This window comes from Chryseobacterium indologenes, assembly GCF_002025665.1.
Lineage (GTDB): Bacteria > Bacteroidota > Bacteroidia > Flavobacteriales > Weeksellaceae > Chryseobacterium > Chryseobacterium metallicongregator.
The window spans coordinates 3,843,360-3,858,067 of record NZ_CP018786.1 but is presented as its reverse complement, the minus strand read 5'-3'; the positions used below and the strand labels follow the sequence as shown (position 1 = coordinate 3,858,067).

Below are 14,708 nucleotides of genomic sequence, written 5' to 3'. Positions count from 1 at the left end.
ATAAAAAAAGCCCTCGGAAAAATATTTCCGAAGGCCTTTTATTTGAAATTAAATCTAGGTACTTATATGATGATATGTTATAAGTTGAAGTTAGTCCATCCTGCATACCAAGTATCAGTAGCATCTTTTACAGCACCTCTGTAAGTAACCTGTGTAAACCAAGTTGCTAATTTAGGGTTTGTAAATGCTCCACCTGTTAATAATGGAGAACCTGCATTAGGAGTAAAGTTTGGTGTAGTTCCTGCAGGAGCCCATGCACCAGCAAGTTTTACATCAACTGTAGAAGCAAGGATTGTATTTCCTTTAGCATTAAACCAAGTTGTAAGATCGTTTAATGTATATGACGTCGGTGTAGATGTAGATGGTCCGAATTTTAAAGGAGTTGTATTTCCTGCTAAAACATTGTTTTCAAAGAATAATTTGTTACCTACGATGTTGTTATCCGTTGGAGATCCTTTAGTAGCATCAATGAATAAACCAACCGGGAATCCTGTAAATACAGAGTTGAATACAGAGATAGAAGAGTTTCTTCTGATCTGTAAAGCATTCTGGAATAAAGCATTGATTGTTCCAGGAGCTGCAGAGTTGATTGGCCCGATAATCGTCATGTTAGAGAACGTAGCTGAAGTCTGAGGCGTTAAAGTAGAACCGTTAGCATCATTATCAGATTCAAATGCGTTAGAACCAGAAACGTCGGCTACCTGAGAATCTCTTACTGCGATACCAAACTGTACATTTCCTGAGAAACCGTTATCAGTATCGAAATCGTCATCAAGACCTTTGTAAGAAATAAGGTGAGAACAGTTTACTGTTCCTCCGAACCACTCAAAACTGTCATCGTTAGCATAAGCAACTTCTACGTAGTCTACTTTAGTTCCGTTACCTACACCACCGAATGTAAGTCCGTTAATCTCTTTATCTGGTAAGAATGCATATCCTGCATATTCTATTCTTACATATTTTAATACACCACTGTTGTCAGCAGCATTATTTCCACCATAAAGTCCAAGACCTTCAGAGTTGTTAATACCTCCTTCAATTTCTCCAACTCCGTTTGTCCCTCCGAAAGATGCATTAGTAGGAGCGTTTCCTAAAATTACTACACCTGCCCAGTCTCCTCTTTTAGGGCTTGCTTTCTCAGAAGTGAAGATAATAGGATTAGCAGCAGTTCCTTCTGCCATGATTTTGCTTCCTCTTGTAATAATTAAAGCTCCGTTTTTATCAGCTTCACCTACAATCTTTGTACCTGGCTCGATAGTTAAAGTAGCTCCGTTAGTTACATATACTAGTCCTCTTAGCTTATAGATTTTATTTGCTTTAAGCGTAGTATTGGAAGTGATTTTTCCTGAAAGAATAAGGTTTTCAGTATCTCCGTTTCCATTACCTCCATTTTGAATAATGGTAGGTCCATCTTCTTCTATATTTCTACATGCGGTAGTTGATACTAGAGCGCCAAGCATTAAAGAATATAAAACGAACTTTTTCATGTTATAAAGAATTAAATTATTTATTAGATTATTTGTTGAGTGAATTAAAAATTGTATCCCAGTGTTAAACTGATATTGGTTCCTGTAAGTCTTTCAATAGCAAGAGCATCTTTGCTGTCATACTTACCATTGTCATTCAGGTCATGGTAGAATTTAGCACGACGGTTCAGGATATCTGAAACATTCAGCTTGATCTCTCCCTTGTTGCTCCATAGTTTTTTAGCAAGCTGGAAGTCAAGAAGAGGTCTAGGTGCTTCCCAGATTGGTGGAACCTGATCGTTTCCTACGTAAAGGATTCTTCTTCCGATCATGTTGAATAATAGCGTTGAAGACCAACCTGATTTTTCAGTATCATACTGAAGACTTAGGTTTACAGTATATGGAGATTGTCCCTGCATTGGTCTGTCAATATTAGTAGCTTCGTCTGTTACTCTGTTTTTGATTAATGCTACGTTTCCACCCAGGGTAAAGTTTTTAAGAGCACTTACAAAATCCAGTTTTTTTCTTGCTTCAACTTCCAATCCATAAGCATCAGCTTTATCTACGTTAAGGTAGTTGAAAGTGTTACTCGTTCCTACTCCTGATTGGTTGAAGTATAATTCGATCGGTTTTTTGAAGTTTTTATAGAAACCTGCCACGGATATAATTTCCCCGTTTCTTGGGTAGAATTCCCAACGAAGGTCGGCACTCGTGATTTTAGTTCTTTCGATAGATTTGTTACCGATTACAGTTGCTCCAAGGTCAAAATCATAGTATGCCAAAGGAGAAACCTCTCTGAATTCCGGTCTTACCACAGTTTGTGAACCTGCAAGACGAATATTCATTTTAGGATTTACTTTGAATGTTAAGTTAACAGCAGGTAAGAAGTCTGTAACACGTGTATTTACAAAACGGTCATCGCTTTTCTTTGTACTTCCTACCAACTGATCAAAGTTTTCAACTCTTAATCCCCAAACTGCTCTTAACCATGGTGTGAAGTTATTGTCAAACTGTAAATATCCTGCGTTAAGGATGGTGTTGGCAATATATCTGTACTGGTTTCCAGCAATTTCATCAAATGTAAATCCTCCGTTAGTTCCGAAATTGCCAGGATTGAAGATGGTTTCGAAAGGCTGAGAAAGTAATCCCTGATTAAAGTTTTCAAGCCTTACAGAGAATGGTCTTGAGTTGTATATTCTGTCTTTTACCTGAAATAAATACCCTCCTTTGATCGTTTGTTTTTGTCCAAACATGGTAAAGGTCTTGGATACGTCACCTCCTGCATTATATAGATAGTCGCTTAGCGTAGAGTAGAATACACTTCCTGATTTTTGAGAAAGACCATTAGAAATCAATGCTAAATAAGGACTTCCCGGCATGTTAGTATATTGATTGTACTGTAAACGCTGTAGCAAAGGAATATACTGATCAAGGATTCCGAAACTTCCGTACCAGTTTACGGTCAATCCACCAAGAACATCAATTTTATGATTACCGGAAAGGGTAGAGTTATAAAAAGTTGTTTCTTTGAATCCAATTTCCCTTGCCATGATATTTGTTCCGTTAATCGGATCAAATTCAAAATCCTTTCCTGTTCTGAAGGACATGTGGTTCACTGTATTATTAGTGATGATATTCTTTAGGGAAATTTTATTGTTGTTGTTCAGCTTTAAAGAAAGGTTTAACATCCCTCCTAAAATAATATCATTGCTGTATTTTTCTGTAAAATAATCGAAGTTGGTATCAGCAAGCTGGTTGTTGATAGTAAAGAAACGGTTGGTAGACTCGGTTCTTCTTTTGTTGTTACTATAGTTTAAAACAGCAATTACTCCTAAATCTTTTCCGAATAATTTCGTATTGAAACCTCCGTCAAGTTGTAAACTTAAGTTTTCAGGATAACCGATACTGTTGTATCCAAGATTCTTTGTATATCCTTTACCAATCTCTGTTTTTTGTGCTTCAGTCAGAATACTGAAAGCATTTTTTGCAGGCATATTGGTAGGAAGTTTTCTGTAACCGTCATCAATTCCTAAAAAGTCCCACTTTCCTCCTTTTTGCATATGGAATTCCTGTCCCATAGTAGCGGTGTTTCCACCTACACCTACCTGTACATTGAAGAAGTTTTTATTAGGAATATCTTTAGTATTTACCTGAATCAACGCACCTCCCCATTCACCTGTATATTCAGGAATGAACGTTTTGTTGATGACAAGGGTTTCGATAACGTTAGCAGGGAAAAGGTCAAAAGAGAAAGTCTTTCTGTCAGGCTCCGTACTGGATAGCTGAATACCATTCAGCATCGCCTGGTTATAACGGTCTGATAATCCTCTTACTACAATATATTTTCCGTCAAATAAACTCACCCCGGAAACTCTTTTCAGAACTTCACCCGTGTTTCTGTCCGGACTTCTTTTGATAGCTTCAACACCAATAACCTGAGAAACTACACCCGCGTTCTTTTGTAAACCGATGGTAGAGGCTATGGTTTCTTTTCTTGCGTTTGATTTTATGACAACTCCCTCAATTTCTTTTTCTTTGGTAGATGGCTTATCCATAACGATATCAAGATGAGTGTTACCTTCATTCTTTATAATAACCTCACTGATCTCTTTTCTGTTATATCCGTTGGAACTTACCGTTACGATGTAATTGGCACCAGGAGAAAGGTTGATAGAGTAGTATCCGGAAATGTCAGTAGTTACTTCCTGACCATTTACTTTTACTTTTACCCCTTCTATAGGAGTATTGTCTTTCTCGTCCAATACCCTACCTTCCAAAATCTGACTTTGTGCAAAAGCATAGCCAGCAGAAAACAAGGCAAGTAGCATGATGCTCTTGTGGAGTTGTTTTTTCATTATTACTTCTTTTACTTCTTTTTCAAGGGCAAAATAAAGGCTAAGTTTTTAAGAAAACTTTAGGAGAATCTTAATTAATTATGAAGTTTGTATTAACAGGAGGAGGGGTTTTATACTTATCGATGTTTAATTTATATAATTATAATTTTTGTTTTAATGTTAATTATTATTCCTTATATTTGATTTGTGTATAATTATTTGTTAATTTTTTTATTGATTTTATAATTAATGTTTAAAATGTTGTTTTTTAATAATTAGTTAACATTTGGCAGATAGATGAAATCAATTGAAATAATTAATTTTGTGGGAATTCTTAAACTAGAAGATGAGCAAAAAAATTCTTTTAATAGACGATGAACTGGACATTTTAGAGATTCTGTCTTACAATTTGGAAAAGGAAGGGTATGATATCTATACAGCTACCAATGGGAACGAAGGTATAGAAAAAGCGAAGGAAATTGTTCCGGATCTTATCTTATTAGATGTCATGATGCCTGAAAAAGATGGTATAGAAACCTGTCAGGAACTTCGTAAAGTGAAAGAACTGCAAAAAACACTTATTGTGTTCCTTTCTGCAAGAAGCGAAGAATTTTCTCAGCTAGCAGGTTTTCAGGCGGGAGCCAATGATTACATCGTAAAACTGATCAAACCGAAAATCCTTATTTCTAAAGTGAATGCATTATTACAGCTAACCTCTCAGGTGTCTGACAATGCTAAACTCATTGAAATCGGAGACCTTGTTATTGATAAAGATAACTTCAGAGTTTCCAAAAGCGGACAGCAATTTCTTCTTCCTAAAAAAGAATTTGATTTGCTTTACCTTTTGGCTTCCAATACTGAAAAGGTTTTCAAAAGAGAAGAGATTTTGGAAAAGGTCTGGGGTAATGATGTGATTGTAGGTGAGAGAACCATTGATGTTCACATCAGAAGACTGAGAGAAAAACTGGGAATCAATACGATTCAGACTTTAAAAGGGATTGGGTATAAACTGATCGTTTAATTATTTAAAAATCTTAACTTTACGTTCAATCATTAAAATGTTGTAAAATTGAAATTTTACAGACTTACCCTCGTTGCCTCTTGTCTGCTGACACTGGTAATGCTCCTTTTAGGTGTCGTATTCGATTCGCTGAAAGATATCTATTATGAGACCCCTTTGTTCAAAACGGGTCTTTTCATCTGTATTGTCCTGATCTTCCTAATCAATTGTGTGGTACTGGAACTCCTTTTCAATTACTACAGCAGAAAACAGGTTAAAGGTCTTTCCGGATTTCTTCCTCAGGAAATAGTGCAGAATCATGATGAAAATATCACCATTAAAGAACTTGGTGAAAGATTCTCAGATCTCAATCAACAACAGGTATCAGAAATTGATATGATGAAAGAGATGGAAAGTTACCGTAAAGAATACATCGGAAATGTTTCCCATGAACTGAAGACTCCTTTATTTTCTATTCAGGGATATGTAGAAACTTTAAGAGATGGTGGAGTAGATAACCTTACCATCCGTGATAAATATCTCGAAAGAATTGATAAATCGGTAGAAAGACTGATTGCTATTGTCACAGATCTTGATATGATTAACAGGCTGGAAGCTGGCGAAATTAATCTTACTGTTTCAAAATTTGATGTTAATCTTCTGATCAAGGAAATCTTCGACCTTCTTGATCTTGAAGCTGAAAAAAGAAATACAACATTACAGATTCAGACGCTTCATCCACAGATTTTTGTGGAAGCTGATAAACAGAAAATTTCTCAGGTTTTCATTAATCTGATTTCCAATGCCATTCATTATGCCAACAGACAGGAAGCAAAAGTGATTGTAAAAACCAGTATACTGAAAAATAAGGTGCTGATAGAGGTGATAGACAACGGGATGGGAATCAAATCTGAAATTCTTCCAAGAATCTTCGAAAGATTCTATCGTGTGGAAACCAGCAGAAGCAGAAGAGAAGGCGGTTCCGGACTTGGTCTGGCTATTGTAAAACACATCCTTGAAGCACACAACGAAAACATTACTGTAGAAAGCGTTTACCTTGAAGGGACGAAATTCAGTTTTATGCTCGAAAAAAGTAAATAATTCCGGCAAAATGTAAGAAAAAAAAATATTTTAAAAAATCCTGAAATATTTTTTTGTCACATGTCATTTATTATATATTTGCAACAGAGATTTATCATAATTATAAAGGCAAAAAAGTAATTTAAGAAACTGATATGGTTTACAAAATCCGCGTAATATTAGATGCGAAAGAGGATATTTTCCGTGATATCGAAGTTAAGGGAAAACAAACGTTATGGAACTTACATTTAGGAATTAAAAGTGCATTCAGTCTGCAAGGAGATGAGCTTTCTACTTTTAATCTGTTAGAAGATGACGGAACAATCGTAAAAAGTGTCCCATTGGAAGATATGAGTGATGATGGTGACGGCGAAATTATGTCAGATGTTTACATTGATGAGGCTTTTGAAAATGTAGGTGACAAAGCACAGTTCCAGTATGGGCTTCTTGATCTTTGGGAATTCTTCTGTGAGCTTATTGAAGTGATCGAAGAAACAAAAGGTGTGAACTATCCAATCACAGTATACAGATTTGGAAATGTTCCATTAAAGGCTCCTAGCAAAAACGGAAGTGCAGGAGGTGGCAAAAAGAAATCAGCAATGCCGTTGGTAGATGATGAGTTTGGTTTTGAGGATGATTTCGGAGCAGGAGGAAATTTTTCAGATGAAGATGATGACAACTTTGATGATGATGAAGAAGAAGACTACAATGACGATGTCTTTGATGAGGAAGATGACAATGACGATGAAAGATAGTCAATAAAAATACATGAACCCTGGGTTACAACCCAGGGTTTTTTATGTCGAAAAAAATCTGATCAGTCTTCCATACCTTTTCAATAAATATTTCCTCACTAATCTACCCTTTGATAATTTCGCCTTTTTATATTTTTACCTTCTTTACAATTTTGTTCTTTTACCTCTTCTCTCCAAAAACAATCCTTACTTTTGTTAAAAATAGTTTAATGAAAAAATTAATTTTGTTAGCTGTAATTGGTCTGGGAATTGTTTCCTGTACCACTCAAAAAAATATCCGGAAGATGACAGAACTGCCAAAAGATTGGAAACATACTACAAATATCTATGAAGTAAACATAAGACAATATACTCAGGAAGGAACTTTCAAAGCATTTGCAAAAGAAATGCCCCGCCTGAAATCGATGGGAATAAAAACCCTTTGGTTCATGCCCATTACACCAATTGCCCAACAAAATAAAAAAGGAAGTATGGGAAGTCCTTATGCCGCGGCAGATTATACCTCTGTCAATCCGGAATTCGGGACACTACAGGATTTTAAGGATATGGTGAATGAAGCACACAGACTTGGATTCAAAGTAATCATTGACTGGGTTGCTAATCATACAGGCTGGGATCATGTTTGGACAAAAACTCACCCTGAATTTTATCTTAAAGACCCTGACGGAAAATTCCATATTGCTTCCGGAATGGACGATATTATTGAATTGGATTATAAAAACCAGGAAATGCGCCAGGCTATGATAGATGCCATGAAATTCTGGGTGCAGGAAACCGATATTGATGGTTTCCGATGTGACCTTGCTTCATGGGTAGAAGTTGATTTCTGGGAACAGGCACGTCCAGAAGTGGAAAAAGTGAAACCCCTTTTCTGGCTGGGAGAATTTGATGAATTGGAAAGCCCGGAATATGGAAAAGTTTTTGATGCCAGCTATTCCTGGAAATGGATGCATAAATCTGCCGACTATTACAAAAATAATGAACCTCTTCAGGAATTAAAAGATCTTTTGAGACAGTATTCCAATATCGGAGATGCCTCAATGAGAGCCTGGTTTACCACAAACCATGATGAAAACTCGTGGAACGGAACCGAATATGAGAAATATGGAGTGATTACAAAACCAATGGCAGTATTCTCGGCAACATGGAATGGGATACCATTATTATACTCAGGACAGGAACTTCCCAATATGAAAAGGTTGGAATTTTTCGAAAAAGATGTCATCAAATGGACCAATACCTATCAGGTTGCTGATTTCTATAAAACATTACTGGAGCTAAAGGCTTTTAATCCTGCCCTAAGAGGAGGAGATTCTAATGTGACAACATATCTTCTCAATACAACAGCAAACGACAAGATTCTTGCTTACGTAAGGAAAAATGGAAAAGATGAAGTATTGGTCGTTCTCAATATGTCTAAAGATGCTGTTAACTTTTCAATTGAAGATGAACATTTATCAGGAATATTTAGAAATGTTTTTGATAAAACAAAAAGAGATTTCAGCAACGGAAAAGATTTTAGTTTCAAAGTTTCTGATTATGCCGTATTTGAAAAATAAGGAGTAGTAAATCTTAACGCTTCATCTTTAAAGGTGCTCAATTCCCCTCCGGTGGAGGGGTGTCAAAATCTGTGATTTTGACGGGGTGGTTTTTACCACTCACAATAAAAAAACAATCATCGAATGAACAAACAATCATCGAATGAACAAACAGGAAATAATCAATATCATTAAAGCAAAAGCAGCAGACAAAATTCAGTATTTTGAAAATCTTATTGCAGAAACAAGGGCTTCCAACAATGATACAAAAAGCTCAATGGGGGACAAATATGAAACCGGAAGAGAAATGCTTCAGCAGGAAATCAATAATTTGCAGAGACAGCTGAACGAAGTATTAAACCAGCAGGCTGTTTTGCAGAAAATAACATCCGATCCTTCAGAAAAAGTTCAGAACGGAGCATTGGTAAAAACTAATAAAGGATTGTTTTATATTTCAGTTTCAATGGGAGAAATTGTTTTTGAGAAACAGAAAATCATGACCGTTTCTGCAGAATCTCCTTTGGTGAAAATCATGTATGGAAAAAAAGCAGGAGAAAATTTCATTGTCAACACCATTCATCAGACTATTGAAAATATATGGTAAAATTACTGTCTGTTAGATTGCAGATATACAGTTGATTAATAGAAAATAAACATCATCCCTATAAAAAGCATTCATAAAAGTGAGTGCTTTTTTTGTTGGTTTTTACTAAATTTGAAACTTAAAATCTCATTCAAAATGCAAAACTACCTGGATCTTTTACAGCATATTTTAGACAACGGAACTGATAAAACCGATAGAACCGGCACTGGTACAAGAAGTGTTTTCGGATATCAGCTGAGATATGATCTGTCAAAAGGATTTCCTTTGGTAACCACCAAAAAAGTGCATTTGAAATCCATTATCTATGAGTTGCTTTGGTTTCTGAAAGGAGATACCAATATTAAATATCTTAAAGATAACGGAGTAAGTATCTGGGATGAATGGGCCAATGAAAATGGAGATCTTGGACCTGTTTATGGAGCACAGTGGAGAAGCTGGAGTGGAGCAGACGGAAAAGTGGTAGATCAGATTACCGAAGTAATCGATCAGATTAAAAAAAATCCGGATTCCAGAAGACTCATTGTATCAGCCTGGAATGTGGCAGAAATTCCTAATATGGCTTTAGCTCCTTGTCATGCTTTGTTCCAGTTTTACGTAGCTGATGGTAAATTATCTTTACAGCTGTATCAGAGAAGTGCTGATGTTTTCCTTGGTGTACCTTTCAATATTGCAAGTTATGCATTACTCTTGATGATGGTGGCACAGGTTTGTGATCTGGAAGTAGGAGATTATGTTCACAGTTTTGGAGATGTTCATATCTATAATAACCATTTCGAGCAGGTAAACAGACAACTTGGAAGAGAGCCAAGAGGACTTCCGACAATGAAACTGAATCCTGAGGTTAAGGATATCTTTGATTTCGATTTCGAAGATTTTATTCTGGAAAATTATGATCCACATCCGGGGATCAAAGCTCCTGTAGCGATTTAATATTCTTAGATCACTTTTCTTTTTATTTACATCTATTATTTTTAACATTAGTAGGTGGCATTACCTATACCCATAAGTTGGGAAATCAGAATATAAATACTTCAGCATACTTTCTTTTGACAATTGTTTCTTACATTTGGAAGAATAACTTCTTCCGGTTTATTGTTTCCTCCGAAAAGTGATCAACAGGCTGGTAGCGGATCGTATATTTCAAATGCTTAAAGATAAATTTATGAAGTATTTAAAAATTAATATAGAAGAAAATGCAGACATTGAAGCACTGAAAAATGCAGTACTTCAGTTGAAAGGAGTAGCATCCGCAGAAATAGTGGATGACGAAAATCCGGAAAGCGAACTCAAAAAAGCTTTTGCAAAAACGAAGGAACAGCTTAAAACAGGGGACTATGAAACATTAGTCAATGATATTTTCGACATCATCATAAAAAAATAATTCTAAAAATAATAAAGCAGACCGATGAGAAAGGCCATTTTATCAATTGCAATACTTGGAATCTTATTTTCCGCCAATGTATCAGCACAAACTGAAACTTCAGGAAGGGAAAAAGTGTACAGAGCTACCCACACTAAAGTAACGGAGCTTAAACACACTAAGCTAAAAGTAAATTTTGATTATCAGAAAGAACAGATGAATGGGGAAGAATGGCTCACCGCTTCACCTTACTTCTATGCAACAAATGAGCTTACTCTTGATGCAAAAGGAATGTTGATTCATGAAGTAGCTCTTGATAACAATGGCAAAAAGTCTCCTTTAAAATATGAATACAAAGACGATACTTTAAAAATTACTCTGGATAAGACTTATCAGAGAAATCAGGATTATACCGTTTACATTAAATATACATCCCGTCCGAATGAAGTGAAACAGGAAGGAAATATGGCAATCAATGATGCAAAAGGATTGTATTTTATTAATGCTCAGGGAACAGAACCGGATAAGCCTACGCAAATCTGGACACAGGGAGAAACAGAATCTTCTTCTGCCTGGTTTCCAACGATTGATAAACCTAATCAAAAGACAACACAGGAAATTTATATGACAGTTCCTGATAAATATGTTACCCTTTCCAATGGTCTTCTGAAAGATTCTAAACAAGAATCCAATGGGTTTAGAACCGATCATTGGGTGATGGATAAAAGACATTCTACCTATCTTTTCTTTATGGGAGTAGGAGAATATGCTGTGGTAAAAGACAAATGGAAAAGTATTCCGGTTGATTATTATATCGAAAAAGAATATGAACCGTATGCCAAGCAGATCTATGGAAATACTCCGGAAATGATCGACTTCTTCTCCAAAAAACTGAATTATGACTACCCTTGGGCAAAATATGCTCAGATTTCAGGAAGAGATTATGTAAGTGGTGCTATGGAGAATACAACCGCCACACTTCATGGAAGTGATATCCTTCAGAAACCTGGTCAGCTTATCGACGAAAATACATGGGAAGATACCATTGCTCACGAACTGTTCCACCATTGGTTTGGAGATCTTGTAACTGCAGAAAGCTGGAGTAATCTTACGGTCAATGAGTCCTTTGCGAACTATTCCGAATATCTTTGGAATGAATATAAATACGGAAAAGATCAGGCAGATTATCACCTGATGACTGATGTGAATAATTATCTTCACAATCCAACTGATTTTAATAAAAACCTGGTAAGGTTCAATTATGAATCCCGTGAGGATGTTTTTGATCTGGTAACCTATCAGAAAGGAGGAGGAATTTTAAATATGCTGAGAAATTATCTTGGAGATGATGCATTCTTTGCCGGAATGAATGATTATCTGAAAACCAACGAATATCAGAACGCAGAAGCACATCAGCTGAGACTGTCTTTTGAAAAAGTGTCAGGAAAAGACTTGAACTGGTTCTTTAATCAATGGTATTTTGGAAACGGAAACCCGAAGATAAATTATACGTCTACATTTGAACCTGTGAAAAAACAGGTTACTGTAACTATTAATCAGACTCAGGAAAAACCATTTGAATTTCCTCTGGCTATAGATGTATATGACAACGGAAAACCTAAAAGATACAATGTCTGGGTAAATGCAGAAGCTAAAAATACTTTCAATTTTGATGTTTCTAAGTCTCCGGATCTTATCAATGTTAATGCAGACGGAGTTTTACTGGCTGATATTACAGATACTAAAACCCCGGAACAGAACCTGATGCAGTTTACCAATTCCAAAGAATTCAAAAGCAGATATCTGGCTTTAAACGGAATTAAAGATCAGACTGGGAAAAGCCCTGCTGCTGTAAAATTACTGGCTGCGGCATTAAATGATCCTTTCTTCAGAGTAAGAATAAAAGCTTTGAATTTAATGGACCTTACTAATCCTGAACAAATGAAAGCTTTGGGTGCTGAAGTTGAAAAACTGGCTTCCAATGATCCGAAAACATTGACTCAAGCTGCAGCTATTGCTGCTTTAGGAAAGACAAAAGATAAAAAATACCTTCCTTTATTTGAAAAAGGTGTAAATGCCGTTTCCAACGCGGTAAAAGGAAATTCTATGAGTGCGCTTCTTTCTATCGACCCGTCAAGAGCCAATAATCTGGCTGATAAAATTGACATGAAAGGAGCATCAGACGAACTCAGAGCACAATTGCTTCCAATTATTGTTAAAAACAAAATTACCTCTCAGATAGAAAATATTGCCCCTCTTGCTACTTTTTACCCATTCATTAAATTCCAGAATCCGGAATTGGGAAAAGCTGCAGAAGACGGTTTCAATTGGATCATGACTTCTGATAACCTGAAAGCTACAGAAAGCATTACAAAAGTAGCAGGATATGCCAAAAATCAAATGGCGGATAATCCTCAAGCTAAGATGATGATGTTACAGATGCTGAAAGATGGTTTGAGCAAAAAAATGGAACTGCTGAAACAGAATCCACAAAATGCAGCAAGTATCAACAAACAGATCGATGTCATTAATAAAGCCATTGAAAATTATAAGTAAAAAAATGAAGCCGGCAGATTTGCTGGCTTTCTTTTTATAGTTACGTATACCTAAATTGTTAGATTTTATTTTTAAATACATTGGTTTTTAACGATGTTGCAAAAATTAGCATTTTTTACGACTGTTTTTTGCATTATCTTTCATAAATTCGTTTAAAATTTAGACAATTATGAGTTTTGGAATTGAAGCAGCGGGTTATTATGTGCCTGGTTTATATTTGGAAATTAAGGATTTAGCAGAAAAAAGAGGAATAGAACCAGCAAAATTGGAAAAAGGCTTAGGTCTTCATAAAATGGGACTTTCTGATGTTCATGAAGATGCTGCTACTTTTGCAGCAGAAGCATTACTAAAGCTTATAAAAGACTATCAAATCAATCCTAAAGAAATAGCAAGAGTATACCTTGGAACAGAAAGCGCGGTGGATGCTGCAAAACCTACAGCTTCCTATGCTGTACAAATGGTAGAAAAAGTATTGGAAGAAGAATTTGGAACAAGATGTTTCAGAAACTGTGACGTATTGGATATGACTTTTGCCTGTGTAGGAGGAGTAGATGCATTGCATAACGCTCTGGACTTTGTAAGAGTAAATCCTGATAAAAAAGCAGTCGTTATTGCCAGTGACTATGCAAAATACGAATTGGCTTCATCAGGAGAATATACACAAGGAGGCGGTGCTGTTGCTCTTTTGATTTCCTCAAAACCGGATCTTCTTGAAATAGAAAATAATTGGGGAGTTGCCTCAGAAAGTGTCTTTGATTTTTTCAAACCGAGAAGATCATATAAGAAAGAAGACTTGAATGGAGCTCCGGAAGCATATCCTGACACCATTGAAATTTTTACAGATGAGCCTGTTTTTGACGGGCAATATTCTAACCAGTGCTATCAGGACAGAATAAGAGAAGCTTACAATCATTATAAAGAAATAACAGGGCAGGAAAAGCCGTATGAAAACTGGAAATACATTATTTTCCATCTTCCTTATGCCTTCCATGGGAAAAGGGTTTTTACAGAAATCTATAGCCTGGAGAATGGTCTTTCCTATGAAACCGCAGATGAACAAAAAGCAGTAGCTAAATCTGAAGACTATCTGAAGTTAATTAATGATAAGATAGAAAAGACCCAGAGAGCTTCTTCCGAGATCGGGAATATGTACACTGCTTCTATTTTTATGGCATTGCTTTCCGCATTACAGACTTCTTTTAATGAAAATGAAGAACTTACAGGAAAAGAAATTGGTTTTGTAGGTTATGGAAGCGGTTCAAAATCAAAGGTTTTTGCAGGTAAAGTGTCAGATGGCTGGAGAAAAGTAGTGGAGAAATGGAATTTATTCGAAAAACTAAACCAAAGAACTTCTGTTGATTTTGATACCTATGAGAAACTTCACAGAAAACAATTGAAGGAATCTGTAAATAATCAATATAAAGGTTTTGAACTTGTTTCTATTGAAACTGAAAATCCGGTTTTAATTGGAGCTAGGTATTATAGTTATCATAAGTAAGACTATCCTTTAGTAAA

11 protein-coding genes are annotated in these 14,708 nt (G+C 35.9%); 9 read left to right on the top strand and 2 right to left on the bottom strand.

The genetic code is table 11. The features are described from left to right. Positions 1-77: 77 nt before the first annotated feature. Positions 78-1,487: a hypothetical protein gene (locus BUE84_RS17400; RefSeq protein ID WP_079242787.1), complete on the bottom strand. Its 1,410-nt coding sequence runs from the start codon at positions 1,485-1,487 to the stop codon at positions 78-80. 44 nt (positions 1,488-1,531) lie between these two features. After that, positions 1,532-4,321, bottom strand: coding sequence for a TonB-dependent receptor (locus BUE84_RS17395; RefSeq protein ID WP_079242786.1), 2,790 nt, complete (start codon positions 4,319-4,321; stop codon positions 1,532-1,534). 325 nt (positions 4,322-4,646) lie between these two features. Between BUE84_RS17395 and BUE84_RS17390 the strand changes: the two genes are divergently transcribed. From BUE84_RS17390 to BUE84_RS17350, 9 genes are all read left to right on the top strand, one after another. Continuing rightward, positions 4,647-5,321 (top strand): response regulator, encoded by a 675-nt coding sequence (locus BUE84_RS17390; RefSeq protein ID WP_002977493.1) that lies wholly within the window; start codon positions 4,647-4,649, stop codon positions 5,319-5,321. Between the two features lie 48 nt (positions 5,322-5,369). Then, on the top strand, positions 5,370-6,401 hold the full coding sequence (locus BUE84_RS17385; RefSeq protein ID WP_079242785.1) for a sensor histidine kinase: 1,032 nt from the start codon (positions 5,370-5,372) through the stop codon (positions 6,399-6,401). Positions 6,402-6,535: 134 nt separating this feature from the next. Further along, positions 6,536-7,135 carry an IS1096 element passenger TnpR family protein gene (locus BUE84_RS17380; protein ID WP_034695121.1) on the top strand — a complete coding sequence of 200 codons (600 nt, stop codon included), beginning with the start codon at positions 6,536-6,538 and terminating at the stop codon, positions 7,133-7,135. Between the two features lie 209 nt (positions 7,136-7,344). Further along, positions 7,345-8,694 (top strand): alpha-amylase family glycosyl hydrolase, encoded by a 1,350-nt coding sequence (locus BUE84_RS17375; protein ID WP_079242784.1) that lies wholly within the window; start codon positions 7,345-7,347, stop codon positions 8,692-8,694. Positions 8,695-8,836: 142 nt separating this feature from the next. Beyond that, positions 8,837-9,277: a hypothetical protein gene (locus tag BUE84_RS17370; protein WP_079242783.1), complete on the top strand. Its 441-nt coding sequence runs from the start codon at positions 8,837-8,839 to the stop codon at positions 9,275-9,277. Positions 9,278-9,412: 135 nt separating this feature from the next. Beyond that, complete coding sequence (locus tag BUE84_RS17365; RefSeq protein ID WP_079242782.1) at positions 9,413-10,207, top strand: thymidylate synthase; 795 nt, start codon at positions 9,413-9,415, stop codon at positions 10,205-10,207. A gap of 232 nt (positions 10,208-10,439) precedes the next feature. Then, positions 10,440-10,658 (top strand): hypothetical protein, encoded by a 219-nt coding sequence (locus BUE84_RS17360; protein ID WP_062674294.1) that lies wholly within the window; start codon positions 10,440-10,442, stop codon positions 10,656-10,658. Positions 10,659-10,682: 24 nt separating this feature from the next. After that, positions 10,683-13,193: a M1 family metallopeptidase gene (locus BUE84_RS17355; RefSeq protein WP_079242781.1), complete on the top strand. Its 2,511-nt coding sequence runs from the start codon at positions 10,683-10,685 to the stop codon at positions 13,191-13,193. A 169-nt stretch (positions 13,194-13,362) separates the two neighbouring features. After that, entirely contained in the window at positions 13,363-14,691 is a 1,329-nt protein-coding gene (locus BUE84_RS17350; protein ID WP_079242780.1) for a hydroxymethylglutaryl-CoA synthase family protein, read from the top strand. Positions 14,692-14,708: the final 17 nt, after the last annotated feature.

What these genes read in the sequence shown, in the direction of transcription:
- BUE84_RS17360 (WP_062674294.1), top strand. Translation starts at nt 10,440, where the DNA reads ATGAAGTATTTAAAAATTAATATAGAAGAAAATGCAGACATTGAAGCA.
- BUE84_RS17370 (WP_079242783.1), top strand. Translation starts at nt 8,837, where the DNA reads ATGAACAAACAGGAAATAATCAATATCATTAAAGCAAAAGCAGCAGAC.
- BUE84_RS17365 (WP_079242782.1), top strand. Translation starts at nt 9,413, where the DNA reads ATGCAAAACTACCTGGATCTTTTACAGCATATTTTAGACAACGGAACT.
- BUE84_RS17375 (WP_079242784.1), top strand. Translation starts at nt 7,345, where the DNA reads ATGAAAAAATTAATTTTGTTAGCTGTAATTGGTCTGGGAATTGTTTCC.
- BUE84_RS17355 (WP_079242781.1), top strand. Translation starts at nt 10,683, where the DNA reads ATGAGAAAGGCCATTTTATCAATTGCAATACTTGGAATCTTATTTTCC.
- BUE84_RS17350 (WP_079242780.1), top strand. Translation starts at nt 13,363, where the DNA reads ATGAGTTTTGGAATTGAAGCAGCGGGTTATTATGTGCCTGGTTTATAT.
- BUE84_RS17380 (WP_034695121.1), top strand. Translation starts at nt 6,536, where the DNA reads ATGGTTTACAAAATCCGCGTAATATTAGATGCGAAAGAGGATATTTTC.
- BUE84_RS17395 (WP_079242786.1), bottom strand. Translation starts at nt 4,321, where the DNA reads ATGAAAAAACAACTCCACAAGAGCATCATGCTACTTGCCTTGTTTTCT.
- BUE84_RS17400 (WP_079242787.1), bottom strand. Translation starts at nt 1,487, where the DNA reads ATGAAAAAGTTCGTTTTATATTCTTTAATGCTTGGCGCTCTAGTATCA.
- BUE84_RS17390 (WP_002977493.1), top strand. Translation starts at nt 4,647, where the DNA reads ATGAGCAAAAAAATTCTTTTAATAGACGATGAACTGGACATTTTAGAG.